This window comes from Mycolicibacterium grossiae, assembly GCF_008329645.1.
GTDB lineage: Bacteria > Actinomycetota > Actinomycetes > Mycobacteriales > Mycobacteriaceae > Mycobacterium > Mycobacterium grossiae.
The window spans coordinates 4,931,656-4,946,000 of sequence record NZ_CP043474.1 but is presented as its reverse complement, the minus strand read 5'-3'; the positions used below and the strand labels follow the sequence as shown (position 1 = coordinate 4,946,000).

11 protein-coding genes and 2 tRNA genes are annotated in these 14,345 nt (G+C 70.5%); 6 read left to right on the top strand and 7 right to left on the bottom strand.

What is annotated here, in order from left to right; genetic code table 11:
- Window positions 1-4: 4 nt before the first annotated feature.
- On the bottom strand, window positions 5-661 hold the full coding sequence (locus FZ046_RS23685) for a cutinase family protein (RefSeq protein WP_407664431.1): 657 nt from the start codon (window positions 659-661) through the stop codon (window positions 5-7).
- Window positions 662-838: 177 nt separating this feature from the next.
- Window positions 839-909, bottom strand: a tRNA-Gly gene (locus FZ046_RS23680).
- Between the two features lie 97 nt (window positions 910-1,006).
- On the opposite strand from FZ046_RS23680, the gene FZ046_RS23675 reads away from it, so the two are divergent.
- The 5 genes from FZ046_RS23675 (at window position 1,007) to clpX (ending at window position 5,510) form a co-directional block, all read left to right on the top strand.
- Window positions 1,007-1,080 (top strand) — tRNA-Pro (locus FZ046_RS23675).
- A gap of 40 nt (window positions 1,081-1,120) precedes the next feature.
- The gene (gene tig, locus FZ046_RS23670) at window positions 1,121-2,542 is read left to right on the top strand and encodes a trigger factor (protein ID WP_070354706.1); all 1,422 of its coding nucleotides are present in this window, start codon (window positions 1,121-1,123) and stop codon (window positions 2,540-2,542) included.
- A 141-nt stretch (window positions 2,543-2,683) separates the two neighbouring features.
- Window positions 2,684-3,286 (top strand): ATP-dependent Clp protease proteolytic subunit, encoded by a 603-nt coding sequence (locus FZ046_RS23665; protein ID WP_070354717.1) that lies wholly within the window; start codon window positions 2,684-2,686, stop codon window positions 3,284-3,286.
- A complete protein-coding gene (locus FZ046_RS23660) occupies window positions 3,283-3,942 on the top strand; it encodes an ATP-dependent Clp protease proteolytic subunit (protein WP_070354707.1) in 660 nt (219 codons plus the stop codon). The genes FZ046_RS23665 and FZ046_RS23660 overlap by 4 nt, the downstream gene beginning before the upstream one ends.
- A gap of 287 nt (window positions 3,943-4,229) precedes the next feature.
- Window positions 4,230-5,510 (top strand): ATP-dependent Clp protease ATP-binding subunit ClpX, encoded by a 1,281-nt coding sequence (gene clpX, locus FZ046_RS23655; RefSeq protein ID WP_070354708.1) that lies wholly within the window; start codon window positions 4,230-4,232, stop codon window positions 5,508-5,510.
- A 48-nt stretch (window positions 5,511-5,558) separates the two neighbouring features.
- Here clpX and FZ046_RS23650 read toward each other — a convergent pair whose 3' ends face one another.
- The 5 genes from FZ046_RS23650 to FZ046_RS23630 all read right to left on the bottom strand — a co-directional run bounded on the left by FZ046_RS23650 (window position 5,559) and on the right by FZ046_RS23630 (window position 11,965).
- Complete coding sequence (locus tag FZ046_RS23650) at window positions 5,559-7,397, bottom strand: FUSC family protein (RefSeq protein WP_149484331.1); 1,839 nt, start codon at window positions 7,395-7,397, stop codon at window positions 5,559-5,561.
- Window positions 7,398-7,401: 4 nt separating this feature from the next.
- Complete coding sequence (locus FZ046_RS23645) at window positions 7,402-8,463, bottom strand: glycosyltransferase (protein ID WP_070354145.1); 1,062 nt, start codon at window positions 8,461-8,463, stop codon at window positions 7,402-7,404.
- Window positions 8,464-8,503: 40 nt separating this feature from the next.
- Window positions 8,504-9,829 carry a nucleotide disphospho-sugar-binding domain-containing protein gene (locus FZ046_RS23640; RefSeq protein ID WP_070354146.1) on the bottom strand — a complete coding sequence of 442 codons (1,326 nt, stop codon included), beginning with the start codon at window positions 9,827-9,829 and terminating at the stop codon, window positions 8,504-8,506.
- A gap of 133 nt (window positions 9,830-9,962) precedes the next feature.
- Window positions 9,963-10,787, bottom strand: coding sequence for a formate dehydrogenase accessory sulfurtransferase FdhD (gene fdhD / locus FZ046_RS23635; protein WP_070354147.1), 825 nt, complete (start codon window positions 10,785-10,787; stop codon window positions 9,963-9,965).
- Window positions 10,788-10,858: 71 nt separating this feature from the next.
- A complete protein-coding gene (locus FZ046_RS23630; RefSeq protein WP_070354148.1) occupies window positions 10,859-11,965 on the bottom strand; it encodes an NHL repeat-containing protein in 1,107 nt (368 codons plus the stop codon).
- Between the two features lie 160 nt (window positions 11,966-12,125).
- On the opposite strand from FZ046_RS23630, the gene FZ046_RS23625 reads away from it, so the two are divergent.
- On the top strand, window positions 12,126-14,303 hold the full coding sequence (locus tag FZ046_RS23625; RefSeq protein WP_070354149.1) for a glutamine synthetase III family protein: 2,178 nt from the start codon (window positions 12,126-12,128) through the stop codon (window positions 14,301-14,303).
- Window positions 14,304-14,345 lie beyond the last annotated feature (42 nt).

The window sequence follows — 14,345 nt, the reverse complement described above, 5'->3', positions numbered from 1 at the left end:
CACGTCAAAGATGCTTGGTGATCCAGTCCGCCGCGACCTTCACCAGTCCGGACTGCGGATAGCTGGTGTGCGACGGCCAGTTTCGGCCCAGCGAGCAGATCGGGTCGGCGGTGTTGCAGAGGTCGGCGGTCTTGGCGCCGTAGAGCGGGCTGAGCATCGTCAGCGGCTGGCCGACGCGCGCCGACGGGTTTCCGAAGACCGCGACGGCGCTGACCCGGTCGGCCATCGCGGCCGGCATCGGGTTGCGGAAGCCGAGCCCGGCGATCGGGGAGGTGGTGACGACGTCGACCACCGCGGCACCCTGGGAGTAGCCGCCCAACACGATGTCGGTCTTCGGGCAGGAGGCAGCGGTGGCCTGGGCGTGGGCGCTGGCGTCGTTGGCGCCGACGGCGACGCCGGTGAAGTCCCACGACGCGGGGTAGCGCACGGCGTAGGCGCGGACGTCCTTCTTCTTCACCTTCGAGCGCAGCGAGTCGAGCAGCGCCTGACCGACGACGCCGATGCCGGGCGGCTCGTCGGTGCCGCGCGCGAAGATCAGCTCGACGTCGGGGCAGTCGGCGGCGGCGGCCGCGGTGGGCGCCGCCGCCACCGCTCCGGTCACCGTCGTGCCGAGCACGGCGGCCAGCGCCGCCGCGACCGCGAGACCCCGCTTGACGTTCACCGCTGCTCCCGACCGGCTCGACAGTTCATGATCAATCCAGTCTGTACCCAGGCGTCACTTTCGTCACTCTGGTAGTGACCGGACCGTGACCTGGCACTGCGCAGTCGTCAGGCGCTGGGGTGTCGGCAACACGCGGACAGCAGAAAGGCCCGCCCCCTGCGGGACGGGCCTCGGCGGAGCGGGCGACGGGAATCGAACCCGCGTAGCTAGTTTGGAAGACTAGGGCTCTACCATTGAGCTACGCCCGCGTGCACTGCACCGCAGACTGTACCGGCGATGACGTAGGCAAATCCAATTGAATGCGTCGCGTGTCCAGGCCGTAGTATCTCGACCGCAGCGAGACACCGGGGTGTAGCGCAGCTTGGTAGCGCATCCGCTTTGGGAGCGGAAGGCCGCAGGTTCAAATCCTGTCACCCCGACTGTGACACCGACGCTAGACGACCATGCAAGGAGCACGCAGTGAAGAGCACCGTCGAGAAGTTGAGCCCGACCCGGGTTCGCATCAACGTGGAGGTGCCCTTCACTGAGCTGGAGCCGGACTTCACGGCCGCCTACAAGGAGATGGCCAAGCAGATCCGCCTGCCCGGATTCCGTCCCGGCAAGGTGCCGGTGAAGCTGCTGGAGCAGCGCGTGGACCGTCAGGCCATGCTCGACCAGGTGGTCGGGGAGGTCGTGCCGGGCCGTTACAGCGAGGCCGTCGCCAGCGCCGAGGTGCAGCCGCTCGGCCAGCCGGAGATCGACATCACCAACAAGCAGTACGGCGAGGACCTCACCTTCACCGCCGAGGTGGACGTGCGTCCGGAGATCACGCTGCCCGACCTGTCCGCGTTGAAGATCGAGGTCGACGCGATCTCGGTCGACGACGACGAGGTGGACGCCGAGCTGCAGAACCTGCGGGCCCGCTTCGGCACGCTGACCGGCGTCGAGCGTCCCGCCGAGGACGGCGACTTCGTGTCGATCGATCTCTCGGCCACCGTGGACGGCACGGAGGTCGAGGACGCGAAGACCGAGGGCCTGTCGCACGAGATCGGCTCCGGCAACCTCATCGACGGCCTCGACGACGCGATCAAGGGCCTCTCGGCCGGCGAGACCAAGGTGTTCACCACGACGCTCGTCGCGGGTGAGCACGCCGGCGAGGAGGCCGAGGTCACCGTCAAGCTCAACTCCGTCAAGGTGCGCGAGCTGCCCGAGCCGGATGACGAATTCGCGCAACTGGCAAGCGAATACGACACCATCGACGAGCTGAAGGACAGCCTCGTCGAGCAGGTGAAGCGGGTCAAGCGCATCCAGCAGGCCGAGCAGATCCGCGACAAGGCCCTCGAGACGCTGCTCGAGCAGACCGAGGTGCCGCTGCCCGAGGCGATCGTGCAGGCGCAGGTCGACGACACGCTGCACAACGCCATCCACGGCCTCGACCACGACGAGACGAAGTTCGCCGAGGCGCTGGAGAAGGAAGGCAGCACCCGCGAGGAGTTCGACGCCGACAACCGCGGCAACGCCGAGAAGGCCGTCAAGACCCAGCTGCTGATGGACGCGGTCGCCGACCAGCTGAAGATCGAGGTCGGCCAGGCCGACCTCACCGAGCGCCTGGTGCTGATGTCGCGCCAGTACGGCATCGAGCCCCAGCAGCTGCTGCAGGTGCTGCAGCAGAACAATCAGCTGCCGGCCATGTTCGCCGATGTGCGACGCGGCCTGACGATCGCCGCCGTCGTCCACGGCGCCACCGTCACCGACAGCGAGGGCAACGAGGTCGACACCGCGGAGTTCTTCGGCCCGTCCGGCCAGGCGGCCGAAGCCGGCGCCGCCGATGACGCCGCGGACACGGCCGTCGACGACGCCGCTGACGCGGGTGATGACGCGGGCGACGACGACGCAAAGTGACGTACGCCGCCCGGGGCGGGATGCAGCCCTGAGCGAACGACGCCGCTCCGGGCGCTCGGAAGTCGCCGGCGTTGGTTAGTGTCGAAAACGTGAACGACGAGTACGCACACTCGAGAAAGCAGGTATCCAGTCGTGACTGACATGCGTTCCGCCGGGGGCGGCCTGAACCTGGTCGACTCGGTCTACGAGCGGCTGCTGTCCGAGCGCATCATCTTCCTCGGGTCGCAGGTCGACGACGACATCGCCAACCGGCTCTGCGCGCAGATCCTGCTGCTGTCGGCGGAGGACCCCACCAAGGACATCCACCTCTACATCAACTCGCCCGGCGGCTCGATCAGCGCCGGCATGGCGATCTACGACACGATGGTGCTCGCGCCGTGCGACGTCGCCACCTACGCCATGGGCATGGCCGCCTCGATGGGCGAGTTCCTGCTCGCCGCGGGGACCAAGGGCAAGCGCTACGCCCTGCCGCACGCCCGCATCCTCATGCACCAGCCGCTCGGCGGCATCACCGGTGGCGCCGCGGACATCGCCATCCAGGCCGAGCAGTTCTCCAGCATCAAGAAGGAGATGTTCCGGCTCAACGCCGAGTTCACCGGCCAGACCATCGAGCGCATCGAGGCCGACTCGGACCGCGACCGCTGGTTCACGGCCCAGGAGGCCCTCGAGTACGGCTTCGTCGATCACATCATCACCAGCGCGAGCATCAACGGCGACGGACCGGGAGCAGGACTAGACAAATGAGCAACGACATCCACCCCTCCCTGGACCCGCGCGTGCAGCCTCGGGCCCGCTACATCCTGCCGTCGTTCATCGAGCACTCGAGCTTCGGCGTCAAGGAGTCCAACCCGTACAACAAGCTGTTCGAGGAGCGCATCATCTTCCTCGGCGTGCAGGTGGACGACGCCTCGGCGAACGACATCATGGCGCAGCTGCTGGTGCTCGAGTCCCTCGACCCGGACCGCGACATCACGATGTACATCAACTCGCCGGGTGGTTCCTTCACCTCGCTGATGGCGATCTACGACACCATGCAATACGTGCGCGCCGACATCCAGACCGTGTGCCTGGGCCAGGCGGCCTCTGCCGCGGCTGTGCTGCTGGCGGCCGGCACGCCGGGCAAGCGCCTGGCGCTCCCCAACGCCCGCGTGCTGATCCACCAGCCCGCCCTCGGCGGAGTGATCCAGGGCCAGTTCTCCGACCTGGAGATCCAGGCCGCCGAGATCGAGCGCATGCGCACCCTCATGGAGGAGACGCTGTCGCGGCACACCGGCAAGCCGGCCGATCAGATCCGCAAGGACACCGATCGCGACAAGATCCTCACCGCCGAGGCGGCCAAGGAGTACGGGATCATCGACACGGTCCTGGAGTACCGCAAGCTCTCGGCGCAGAACGCCTGACGACGTCGGCCGACCGGTCGGGAAGGACGGTACGTTGGTGGACGGAGTTCCACCGCGTCCGCCCGGCCGGTCGTCCAGCGGTGACACGGTGGCGACACGGTGGCGCGTCCCGCACGCGGGAACGGCCCCAGGGGATATGTTCTCCTCCACGGGGAAATACACCGACGCGATTCGGCTTCAACGGTCGCAGAGCGTGGGAACAAGCGGGTAGCGTCGGGTGCCAAGCCCGGCATTGCCCATCAGGACAGTCAATCGACGCCGATCGCAGAAAGTAGGCCATCAGGACCATGGCTCGCATTGGAGATGGCGCTGATCTGCTCAAGTGCTCGTTCTGTGGCAAGAGCCAGAAGCAGGTCAAGAAGCTCATCGCCGGCCCCGGCGTGTACATCTGCGACGAGTGCATCGATCTCTGCAACGAGATCATCGAAGAGGAACTCGCCGACGCCGACGACGTGAAGCTCGACGAGCTGCCCAAGCCCGCCGAGATCCGCGAGTTCCTCGAGGGCTACGTCATCGGTCAGGACACCGCCAAGCGGACGTTGGCCGTCGCGGTCTACAACCACTACAAGCGCATTCAGGCTCAAGAGAAGTCGCGCGATTCACGTAGTGAGCCGGTCGAGCTGGCGAAGTCGAACATCCTCATGCTGGGCCCCACGGGGTGCGGCAAGACGTACCTCGCGCAGACGCTCGCCAAGATGCTCAACGTGCCGTTCGCGATCGCCGACGCCACCGCGCTCACCGAGGCGGGCTACGTCGGCGAGGACGTCGAGAACATCCTGCTGAAGCTCATCCAGGCCGCCGACTACGACGTGAAGCGCGCCGAGACCGGCATCATCTACATCGACGAGGTCGACAAGATCGCCCGCAAGAGCGAGAACCCGTCGATCACGCGCGACGTCTCCGGCGAGGGCGTGCAGCAGGCGCTGCTGAAGATCCTCGAGGGCACGCAGGCATCGGTGCCTCCGCAGGGTGGTCGCAAGCACCCGCACCAGGAGTTCATCCAGATCGACACCACCAACGTGTTGTTCATCGTCGCCGGTGCCTTCGCCGGTCTGGAGAAGATCGTCTCCGACCGCGTCGGCAAGCGCGGGCTGGGCTTCGGCGCCGAGGTGCGGTCCAAGGCCGAGATCGACACGCAGGATCACTTCGCCGAAGTCATGCCGGAGGACCTGATCAAGTTCGGTCTGATCCCCGAGTTCATCGGCCGTCTCCCGGTGGTCGCCTCGGTGACCAACCTGGACAAGGAATCGCTGGTGCAGATCCTGTCGACGCCGAAGAATGCGCTGGTGAAGCAGTACACCCGGCTGTTCGAGATGGACGGCGTCGAGTTGGAGTTCGCCGAGGACGCACTCGAGGCGATCGCCGACCAGGCCATTCACCGCGGCACCGGTGCACGCGGGCTGCGCGCCATCATGGAGGAAGTCCTGCTGCCGGTGATGTACGACATCCCCAGCCGCGACGACGTCGCCAAGGTGGTCGTCACCAAGGAGACCGTGGACGACAACGTGCTGCCGACGATCGTGCCGCGCAAGCCGTCGCGCAGCGAGCGCCGCGACAAGAGCGCCTAGCCGTACCGTCCTCGCCGTACCGTCACCGAAGGCCGTGAGTCGCCCGACTCACGGCCTTCGGTGCGTCATGGGCGACGTCGCGACCAGGTCGGCGCTCACGTCCTCGCCACGGCGCGCGGCGTCGGCCAACCGGCGCAGCCGGGCGACATAGGCGTCAGGGGAGGCATCGGGGGAGGAATCGCCCCCATAGTCGGGGTCGGCGTCAGGGTCGATGCCGGGGTCCGCCTCGAACGACGGGTCGTGCTCGGCGGCCCAGCAGCCGGCGATGGTGAGCTGCCCGAGGTGCTCGGCGGCCACCACGGATCTCGTCAGATCGGCGGCCCGTCGCTGCTGCGCCACCGTGCCCGCGGCCGCGGCATCGAGGGCGGCGGCCAGAACGACGATCCTGCGGTGCAGGTCGCGGCGGGCCGCCCGGGCAGCCAGGGTCGGCGTGGTGCCGGCGCCGAGATGCCCGGCGACGACGGCCGTCTGCTCGAGCACGTCCGCCACGGCGGCAGGGACCCGGTTGGTCTCCTGCCGCGGCGCGGTCACCAGGTACACCGCCACCCCGACCGCGCAGCCGAGCAGGGTGTCGAGCCCTCGGTCGACGAGGACGTCGGCGACGTCGACCGGGTGCGCGGCCGACGAGACGGTGAGGGCCGCGGCGGTGATGAAGACGCTGGCGAGCGCATAGTTGCGCACCACTAGCATCTCGATGACGAACTGCAGCGCCGCCACCACGACCGCCAACGCGACGCCCTGCGGATGCACGAGCAGGATCGCGGCAGCGAGCGCCAACCCCACCCAGGTGCCGGCCAGCCGCTCGGCGCCCTTGCGCAGCGTGCCGCGGCGGTCACCACCGGCGTGCAGGACCAGCACCGCCGCGGCGATGGCCCAGTACGGGTGCCCCGCGCCGACCGCCACCGCGGCGCCCCCGGCCAACGGCGCGGCGACGGCCACCCGCCACATCACGCGGCGGGTCTGCGCGCCCGCGGCCACGGCCTCGGCCAGCAGCTCCCGCACCGACGGGGGCGCCAGCACGGTGCGCCGGGGGTCCCGCGGTGCCACCGTGGACGGGTCGACCGAGAGCGCACCGAGGCCGAGAGCGGTCGCCGCGGTGCCCTGGGGGACGGGGCGGCCCGCGGCAGCACTGCGCATCGCGTCGGCGAACAGAACGTGTAGCGCGTGGGTCGCGGCGCGTAACCGGTCCAGCGTGCTGCCGGCGCGGGTGGGCCACCGCTGCTGGCTGACCAGGACGGTCCACGCGCGGTACAGGGCTCCCGCCGCCCGGGCCCGCGAGGTCGTCGCGTCCGGGCCGCCGGCGTCGGCCACGGCGGCGGCCACCGCGTCCCCGGCGGCGCGGACGGCGGCACGTTCGGGTGCCCGCCCGTCGACGAGTGCGCCCACCATGTGCGTCGCCCAGGCCGTCGCGCCGCCGGCGAGGACCAGCGCGCCGATCCGCCACGGCGGCAGATGCGACGCCGAGACGCCGACGCCGGCCGCACAGACGATGACGAAGACGTAGGCCCCCGGTGGTCCGACCGACAGCGCCGCGCACAGCCACACCGCCACGACGGCGATCGCCGTGACGGTCGCCACCGCCACCGCAGGCGCGGGAGCTGCCCACGCGCCGAGCGTGACGGCGCCGGCGAGTGCCACGGCGATGACCGCCAGGTGCACGCCGCGGTCGAGGTACGGCCGGCCCGCTCCGAATCGGCACGTGAACGCGCCGAGCGTCGCGATCAGCCCGGCGGCGACGTCGCCGGCGGCCCACCCGACCAGGATGGGGATGAGCGTGCTGACGGCGGCGCGAAGGCCGTACGGCCAGCGGGGCGGTGCCGGCCGTAACCGCAGCGCCGCGGCGAATCGCGTGCCGAGTCCGCGGCCGTGGGACGGATCGGCGGGCACGGGCTCAATGTAGCGGCCGGGCGGCCGGGTTCGGTCGCGGACGACGGCACCCGTCGGTGCGGATACCGCGGTATCCGGCGACGACCTCGTCGACGAGCGCGGCGATCTCGGCGAGCCCGTCGCGCCGGGCGAACGCCGCCTCGAAGTACCGGGCGCGGCACACGTAGCGGCGGTCGCCGAGCACCGTGCGCACGGCGGCGCGCACCCGCTCCGGCGTGACGGGGGCGTCGCCCAGGTGGATGCCGGCCCCGGAGCGCGCCACCCGCGCGCCGGTGTCGGAGTGCACACCGCCGCCGATCACCAGCGGAACGCCCGAGGACAGCGCGCGCGGTACGGCGTCGCCGCCGCCGTCGGTGACGGTCACCGCGGGGAACGGGACGACGTCCGAGATCGTCTCCACGACGCGGACGTTCGCGGGCATCGGCCCACCGGCCGGTGCTGGGCCGCCCGTCGTGACGACGACGGTCACGTCCTCGTCGGCGAGGGCGGCGAGGGTGGGCGCCACCAGGTCCCCGGCGCCCCGGGCGCTCCTTTGGGCGACGTGGACCACCGGCCGGTCGGGCAGCTGGTGCGGCGGCCGCCATCGCGGGTCGCACGTCACCGGGGCCCACGTCACCGGGGCCTGAGTCATGGGGGCCCGAGTCATTGGGGCATAGACCGCACCGACGAAGCGCACCGTGTCGGGCACGGACTCACCGGGGCATTCGAATGCCGGCACCGACGGCACGACGATCCGCGCCGGCCGCACGTCGAGGTTTGCGCCCGCGTCGGCAAGCCGTCCCGGCGCGGGCGTCCACTGCAGGACGGGCGGGCGCCGGGTGCGGTCGCCGACCGCCAGGCCGATCAATCCGGTGCAGGTGCGGTCCGCAATCGCCACGTCGATCGTGTTGTCGCGCAACGCCTCTCGCAGACTGTTCAGCAGGGCATGGACCGGTTCGGGCCGCGGGCCGGCGGTGCCGGTCACGACCGTCACCCGGTGACCACGCGCCACCAGGTCGACGCCGACGGTGAGGAGCGGGCTGGGCTGGGCCGGCGACGACGACGTGGCGATGAGGACGTGAGCCACCGGTCAGCCTCGGCACGCGTCGGCGGGCATGAAGCCGGGGTCAGGCACGGCCGGCCACCACGGCTCGCTCGGCCACGCGCCGCTCGGTGATGACGTCGTCGATGAGTGCGGCGATCTCGGCGACGCCGTCGCGCCGGGCGTGCGCATCGCGCAGCCGGGCCGCGGCGAGGCGGTATTCGGGCCGGTCCAGGACGTCGCGTACCGCGCGGCGCACCGCGGCGGCCGACGGTGTTCCGGTCTTCAGGTCGATGCCCGCGCCGCACCAGGCGACGCGAGCGGCCACCTCCGGCTTGTCCTCGGTGTTGCCCGCCACCACAAGGGGCACGCCGTCGAGGAGGGCTCGCTGCACCGCGCCGTACCCGCCGTTGGTGACCATGACGTCGACGTGCGGCAGCAGCACGTCGTGCGGGATGAATTCGGCGACGAACACGTTGTCGGGCAACGGGTCCGGCAGCATCTGCAACGGGCGGCCGCCCGTGGTGACCACGACGGTGACGTCCTCGTCGGCCAGCGCGGCGATCGTCGGTGCGATGAGACGGCCGAGATCCGCGTTGTCGATCGTGCCCTGCGTGACGTGCACGACGGGCCGCCCGCGGAACAGTTCGGGCCACCACGCGGGCACCACGAAGCGCTCGGTGCGCTCCGGGGTGACGGCACCGACGAAGCGCACGTGAGCCGGCAGATCGGTGCGGGGGTACTCGAATTCCGGGATCGTCGGGACGATGAGCCGGTCGGCGAGGGCCGCGGAGTCCAGCACGAACACCGGCAGCGGCGGCAGGCCCAACGCGTCGAGCATGGTCTGTGCGGCACGGTGTGCAGGACGCAGCAGCCAGCGTTGGGATGCGACGGTGAGGACGCGGTTGCGCAGCCGTCCCAGCGGTCCCGACGCCGGCGGCAGGCCGGTCCCGCCCGGCGCGGTGTCGCGGCTGGTGAGGAACAGCGGGGTGGTCGAATAGGTGAGGATCGGCGGGCGGGGCGTGTCCGTGTCGAGCAGCAACGGCAGGACGCCGAGGAAGAAGGCGTCGACGAGGATCGCGTCGACGGACCCGCCGGCGAGGATCTCCGCCAGGGCAGCGGCCTGATGCGGCATCGGCCGGACGAAGACGTGCTTGACGTCGAAGTTGATCCGGGCGATGCCCGACGTGGCCGCCCGGCCGGGCAGGTCGGCGTCCAGCGTCGCGTCGTCCACGTCGGCGCCGTAGGGCAGGGGATGCAGGCGCGCGCCGGCGGCACGGACCTCGTCGGCATGCCGGACGGAGGTGAGGACGGTGACCTCGTCGCCGCGGGCGACGAGGCCGCGCGCGACGTTGAGCAGGGGTGCGACGTGCCCCACGGGTGGGCAGGCGGCGATCAGGACATGGGCCACGGGGGTCTCCTCGGGGGCTCGGCACGGGTCGTCATCGGCTGGTGTCCGGTGACGATCCGATGCTCGCCCGCGCGGAGGAGGCGGGGCTTGGAGGTTCTGTGGAGAACGGGTGGAGATCGGTGGCAGGACCGGGTCAGTGCGCGACGCGGTCGGTGCGGGTGTAGACGTTCATCGACTGTCCGCGCAGGAACGCCACCAGCGTGAGCCCGGCCTGGCTCGCGAGGTCGACGGCCAGCGACGACGGGGCGGAGACCGCCGCGAGGACGGGAATGCCGGCCATCACGGCCTTCTGGGTCAATTCGAACGAGGCGCGCCCGCTGACCAGCAGCACCGTCCCGGTCAGCGGAACGCGGCGGTTCTCGACGGCCCAGCCGATGACCTTGTCCACCGCGTTGTGCCTGCCGACGTCCTCGCGCACCACCAGCATGTCGCCGCGGGCGTCGAACAGCGCGGCGCCGTGCAGACCTCCGGTGGCGGCGAACACCTTCTGCGCGCGGCGGAGTTGGTCGGGCATGGCCGACAGCGTGGCCGCGGCGACGACGGTCGGGTCGTCGCCGGGCGAGTGCCTGCTGACGGTGCGGACGGCGTCGATGGAACCCTTGCCGCACACCCCGCACGACGAGGTGGTGTAGAAGTTGCGCGTCACGTCGACGCTCGGCGCGGGGACGCCGTCGGCGAGCGTCACGTCGAGGACGTTGTAGGTGTTCAGTCCGTCGTCGCCCGAGCCGCGGCAGTAGGCCACGCGCGCGACGTCGTCACGGTGGCCGATGACGCCCTCGGTGAGCAGGAAGCCCTGCGCCAGTTCGACGTCCGACCCGGGGGTCCGCATCGTGACGGTCAGCGCGGCACCGTCGACGCGGATCTCCAGGGGCTCCTCGACCACGAGGGTCTCCGGCCTCGTGGTCACCGCGTCGGCGGTGAGGTGGCTGGCCCTGCGGCGGGCGGTGACCCTACCCATGGGGCGTCACCGCCCGGGCGGACGTCGGGCGCAGGGTGGGCATGTCCACCAGCCTAGGCGGGGGTCCCGGCTCAGGTCGGATCCACCATCTGCACGACGCCGGCCGTGACGCCCGCGACGAAGAGTCGACCGGTGAGTTCGTCGACGGCCACGGTGTAGGGGTTCTGGACGGTCGCGACGCGCTTGACCTCGCGGGGCCGTTCGGTCGCCATGTCGTAACCGATCACTTCGTTGGTGCCCGACGAGGCCACCCACAGCTGGTCGCGGGTGGGGTCGTAGGCAATGCCGTAGGGGCCGCCGGGTTGGGCGACTTCGGCGAGCTGGCGCGGTTCGGTGCTGAACACCCGCACCGCGTCGCCGCGGGTGTCGGCGGCGATGAGTCGGCCGTGCCGGTCGGCGACGAGGTGCGTGGGCCCGTCGCCGGCCGGCGTGGACCCCACGATGCTCAACGCGTCGGCGTCGTACACCGTGAGGTCGTTCTTGCGGACGTCGAGCAGACCCATCCGGTTGCCGACCGGGGCCAGGCCGGCGGGCTGCACGCTGTCGGTGAAGACCTTGACGACCTGGTCGCCGCGGACGGCCGCCACCGTGCCGCCGTGTTCGTTCGCGACGAAGACCGTGCCGTTGGGAGCCTCCGACGCATCGTGCGGCACGGTGCCGGTGATGACCTGAGGCTCGGCGCGGCCGCCCGGCAGGTCGACGCGCACCAGCGCGTTGGCGCTCTCGACGGGCACCAGCACGGGTCCGCCGGGCCGGGCGAGCTGGAGGTGGCGGACGACGCCGGGCAGCGGTGTGCGGCCGGTGACGACGCCGGTGTCGGCGTTGATGAGCACCAGCTCATTGGGGTTGCGCTTCGCGACGGCGACGGTCCGGGTCTGGGCGTCGGCGACGATGCCCTCCGGGGCGGCGCCGACCGGCACCTGCATGCCGGGCACCGGGCCGCTGGGCGCCGGCGCCTGCTGCGGCTCGGCGGGCGGCGGCAGCGCATCGGCTGGGGGTCGGCTGCCCTCGGTGGGGACGCCGGGCGGCAGTAGCCCTGTCGTGGTCGCCGGCGCGGCTCCCGTCGCCGGCGCGGCTCCCGAGGACGACGCGGACGACGAGGACCCGTTGGGCTGATCCGCCTGACCGCCGCAGCCGGCGAGGAGCAGGGCGACGGCGAGGACGGTGAAGCGACGCATGTGTGGCGGGTACCCCGCCGCGCCGCGATCAGGCACGGACGCCGGATCCGTAAGAACTCGGACGTGACGCAGCCGTAACGCGATCAACACGAGCCGTTCCTAGGGTGGGCCGGTCACGTCCGCGAAACGGTTGCGGACGGATGCGGGGAGAGGAACTTCATTGAGCGGTAATGCCGTCCGGTTGCAGGCCATCAACCACGTCGAGGCCTACGTGCCCCCGGCCATCAGCTTCGACCCCGCCGAGGCGCCCGGCGAGGTGTTCGGCTCGAACGTCTTCACCAAGGCGGAGATGCAGCTGCGGTTGCCGAAGTCGGTGTACAAGTCCGTCGTCGCGACCATCGAGAAGGGCGCGAAGCTCGATCCCGCCGTCGCCGATTCGGTGGCATCGGCGATGAAGGACTGGGCGCTGTCGAAGGGCGCCACGCATTACGCGCACGTCTTCTATCCGATGACCGGTCTCACGGCCGAGAAGCACGACAGCTTCCTGGAGCCGGTGTCCGACGGGCAGACGCTGGCCGAGTTCGCCGGCAAAACCCTCATCCAGGGCGAGCCGGACGCCTCCAGCTTTCCGTCCGGCGGATTGCGCAGCACCTTCGAGGCGCGCGGCTACACCGGGTGGGACGTCACCAGCCCGGCGTACATCCTGGAGAACCCGAACGGCAACACGTTGTGCATCCCCACGGTGTTCGTCTCGATGACGGGGGAGGCGCTGGACTACAAGACCCCGCTGCTGCGCAGCCAGCAGGCGATGGGCGCGCAGGCCGAGCGCATCCTGAAACTGTTCGGCCACACCGGTTTCGACCACATCGTGTCCTTCTGCGGTCCCGAGCAGGAGTACTTCCTGGTCGATCGGCACTTCTTCCTCGCCCGGCCCGACCTGATCAACGCCGGCCGCACCCTGTTCGGCGCCAAGCCGCCCAAGGGACAGGAGTTCGACGACCACTACTTCGGGTCGGTCCCCGACCGCGTGCTGGCGTTCATGATGGACACCGAGCGCGAGCTGTTCAAGCTCGGCATCCCGGCGAAGACCCGCCACAACGAGGTCGCGCCCGGTCAGTTCGAGATCGCGCCGATGTTCGAGCGGGCCAACATCGCCGCCGATCACCAGCAGCTGCTGATGACGGTCTTCCGCACCGTCGCCAAGAAGCACGGCATGGAGTGCCTGTTCCACGAGAAGCCGTTCGCCGGGGTGAACGGGTCGGGCAAGCACGTCAACTTCTCGGTGGGCAACGCGCAGTTCGGCAGCTTGCTGGTGCCGGGCGACACCCCGCACGAGAACGCGCAGTTCCTGGTGTTCTGCGCCGCGGTCATCCGCGCCGTGCACCGGTTCGCCGGGCTGCTGCGGGTGTCGGTGGCCTCGGCGACCAACGACCACCGGCTCGGCGCCAACGAGGCGCCGCCGGCGATCATCTCCATCTTCCTCGGTGCGCAGCTGGCCGATGTGTTCGAGCAGATCGCCAAGGGCGCGGCGACGTCGTCGAAGGGGAAGGGCTCGATGATCATCGGCGTCGACACCCTGCCCGAGCTGCCCACCGATCCGGGCGACCGCAATCGCACCAGCCCATTTGCGTTCACCGGCAACCGGTTCGAGTTCCGCGCGCCGGGCTCGGGGCAGACCATCAACGTGCCGATGATCATCCTCAACACCATCATGGCCGACTCGCTGGACTACATGGCCACGGCGCTGGAGAAGGCCGTCGGGGCCGGCGAGGACTTCGATGCCGCGGTGCAGACCCTGCTGACCGAGATCATCACCGAGCACGGTGCGGTGGTGTTCAACGGCGACGGCTACTCGGAGAACTGGCAGATCGAGGCGGCCGAGCGGGGTCTGCCGAACCTCAAGACCACGCTCGACGCGATCCCCGAGCTGATCAAACCCGAGGCGGTCGAGGTGTTCGAGCGCTACGGGGTGTTCAACGAACGAGAGTTGCACAGCCGCTACGAGGTGCGCCTCGAGCAGTACGCGCTCACCATCGGCGTGGAGGCCAAGCTGGCGCTGGAGATCGGGACGACGGTGATCCTCCCGGCGGCGATGCGCTACCAGACCGAGCTGGCCCAGAACGTCGCCACCCTGAAGGCCGCGGGCATCGACGCGGACCTGACGCTGCTGCAGGCGGTCTCGGCTCCGCTGGCCGATCTCAGCGCGGCGCTGAACACCTTGGCGGCGGGCCTGTCGGATCACTCCGCGGAGTCGGCGCTGGACGAGGCGACCCACGCACAGGGTGTGCTGCTACCGGCGATGGACGCCGTGCGGGCTGCCGCCGACACGCTGGAGAGCGTGGTGGCCGACGACCTCTGGCCGCTGCCCACCTACCAGGAGATGCTGTACATCCTCTGATTCAGCCGCCGAGACTGCTGTCAGATCGCCTGCGTTCGGCGT

What these genes read in the sequence shown, in the direction of transcription:
- FZ046_RS23660 (WP_070354707.1), top strand. Translation starts at nt 3,283, where the DNA reads ATGAGCAACGACATCCACCCCTCCCTGGACCCGCGCGTGCAGCCTCGG.
- FZ046_RS23630 (WP_070354148.1), bottom strand. Translation starts at nt 11,965, where the DNA reads ATGCGTCGCTTCACCGTCCTCGCCGTCGCCCTGCTCCTCGCCGGCTGC.
- FZ046_RS23665 (WP_070354717.1), top strand. Translation starts at nt 2,684, where the DNA reads ATGCGTTCCGCCGGGGGCGGCCTGAACCTGGTCGACTCGGTCTACGAG.
- clpX (WP_070354708.1), top strand. Translation starts at nt 4,230, where the DNA reads ATGGCTCGCATTGGAGATGGCGCTGATCTGCTCAAGTGCTCGTTCTGT.
- fdhD (WP_070354147.1), bottom strand. Translation starts at nt 10,787, where the DNA reads ATGGGTAGGGTCACCGCCCGCCGCAGGGCCAGCCACCTCACCGCCGAC.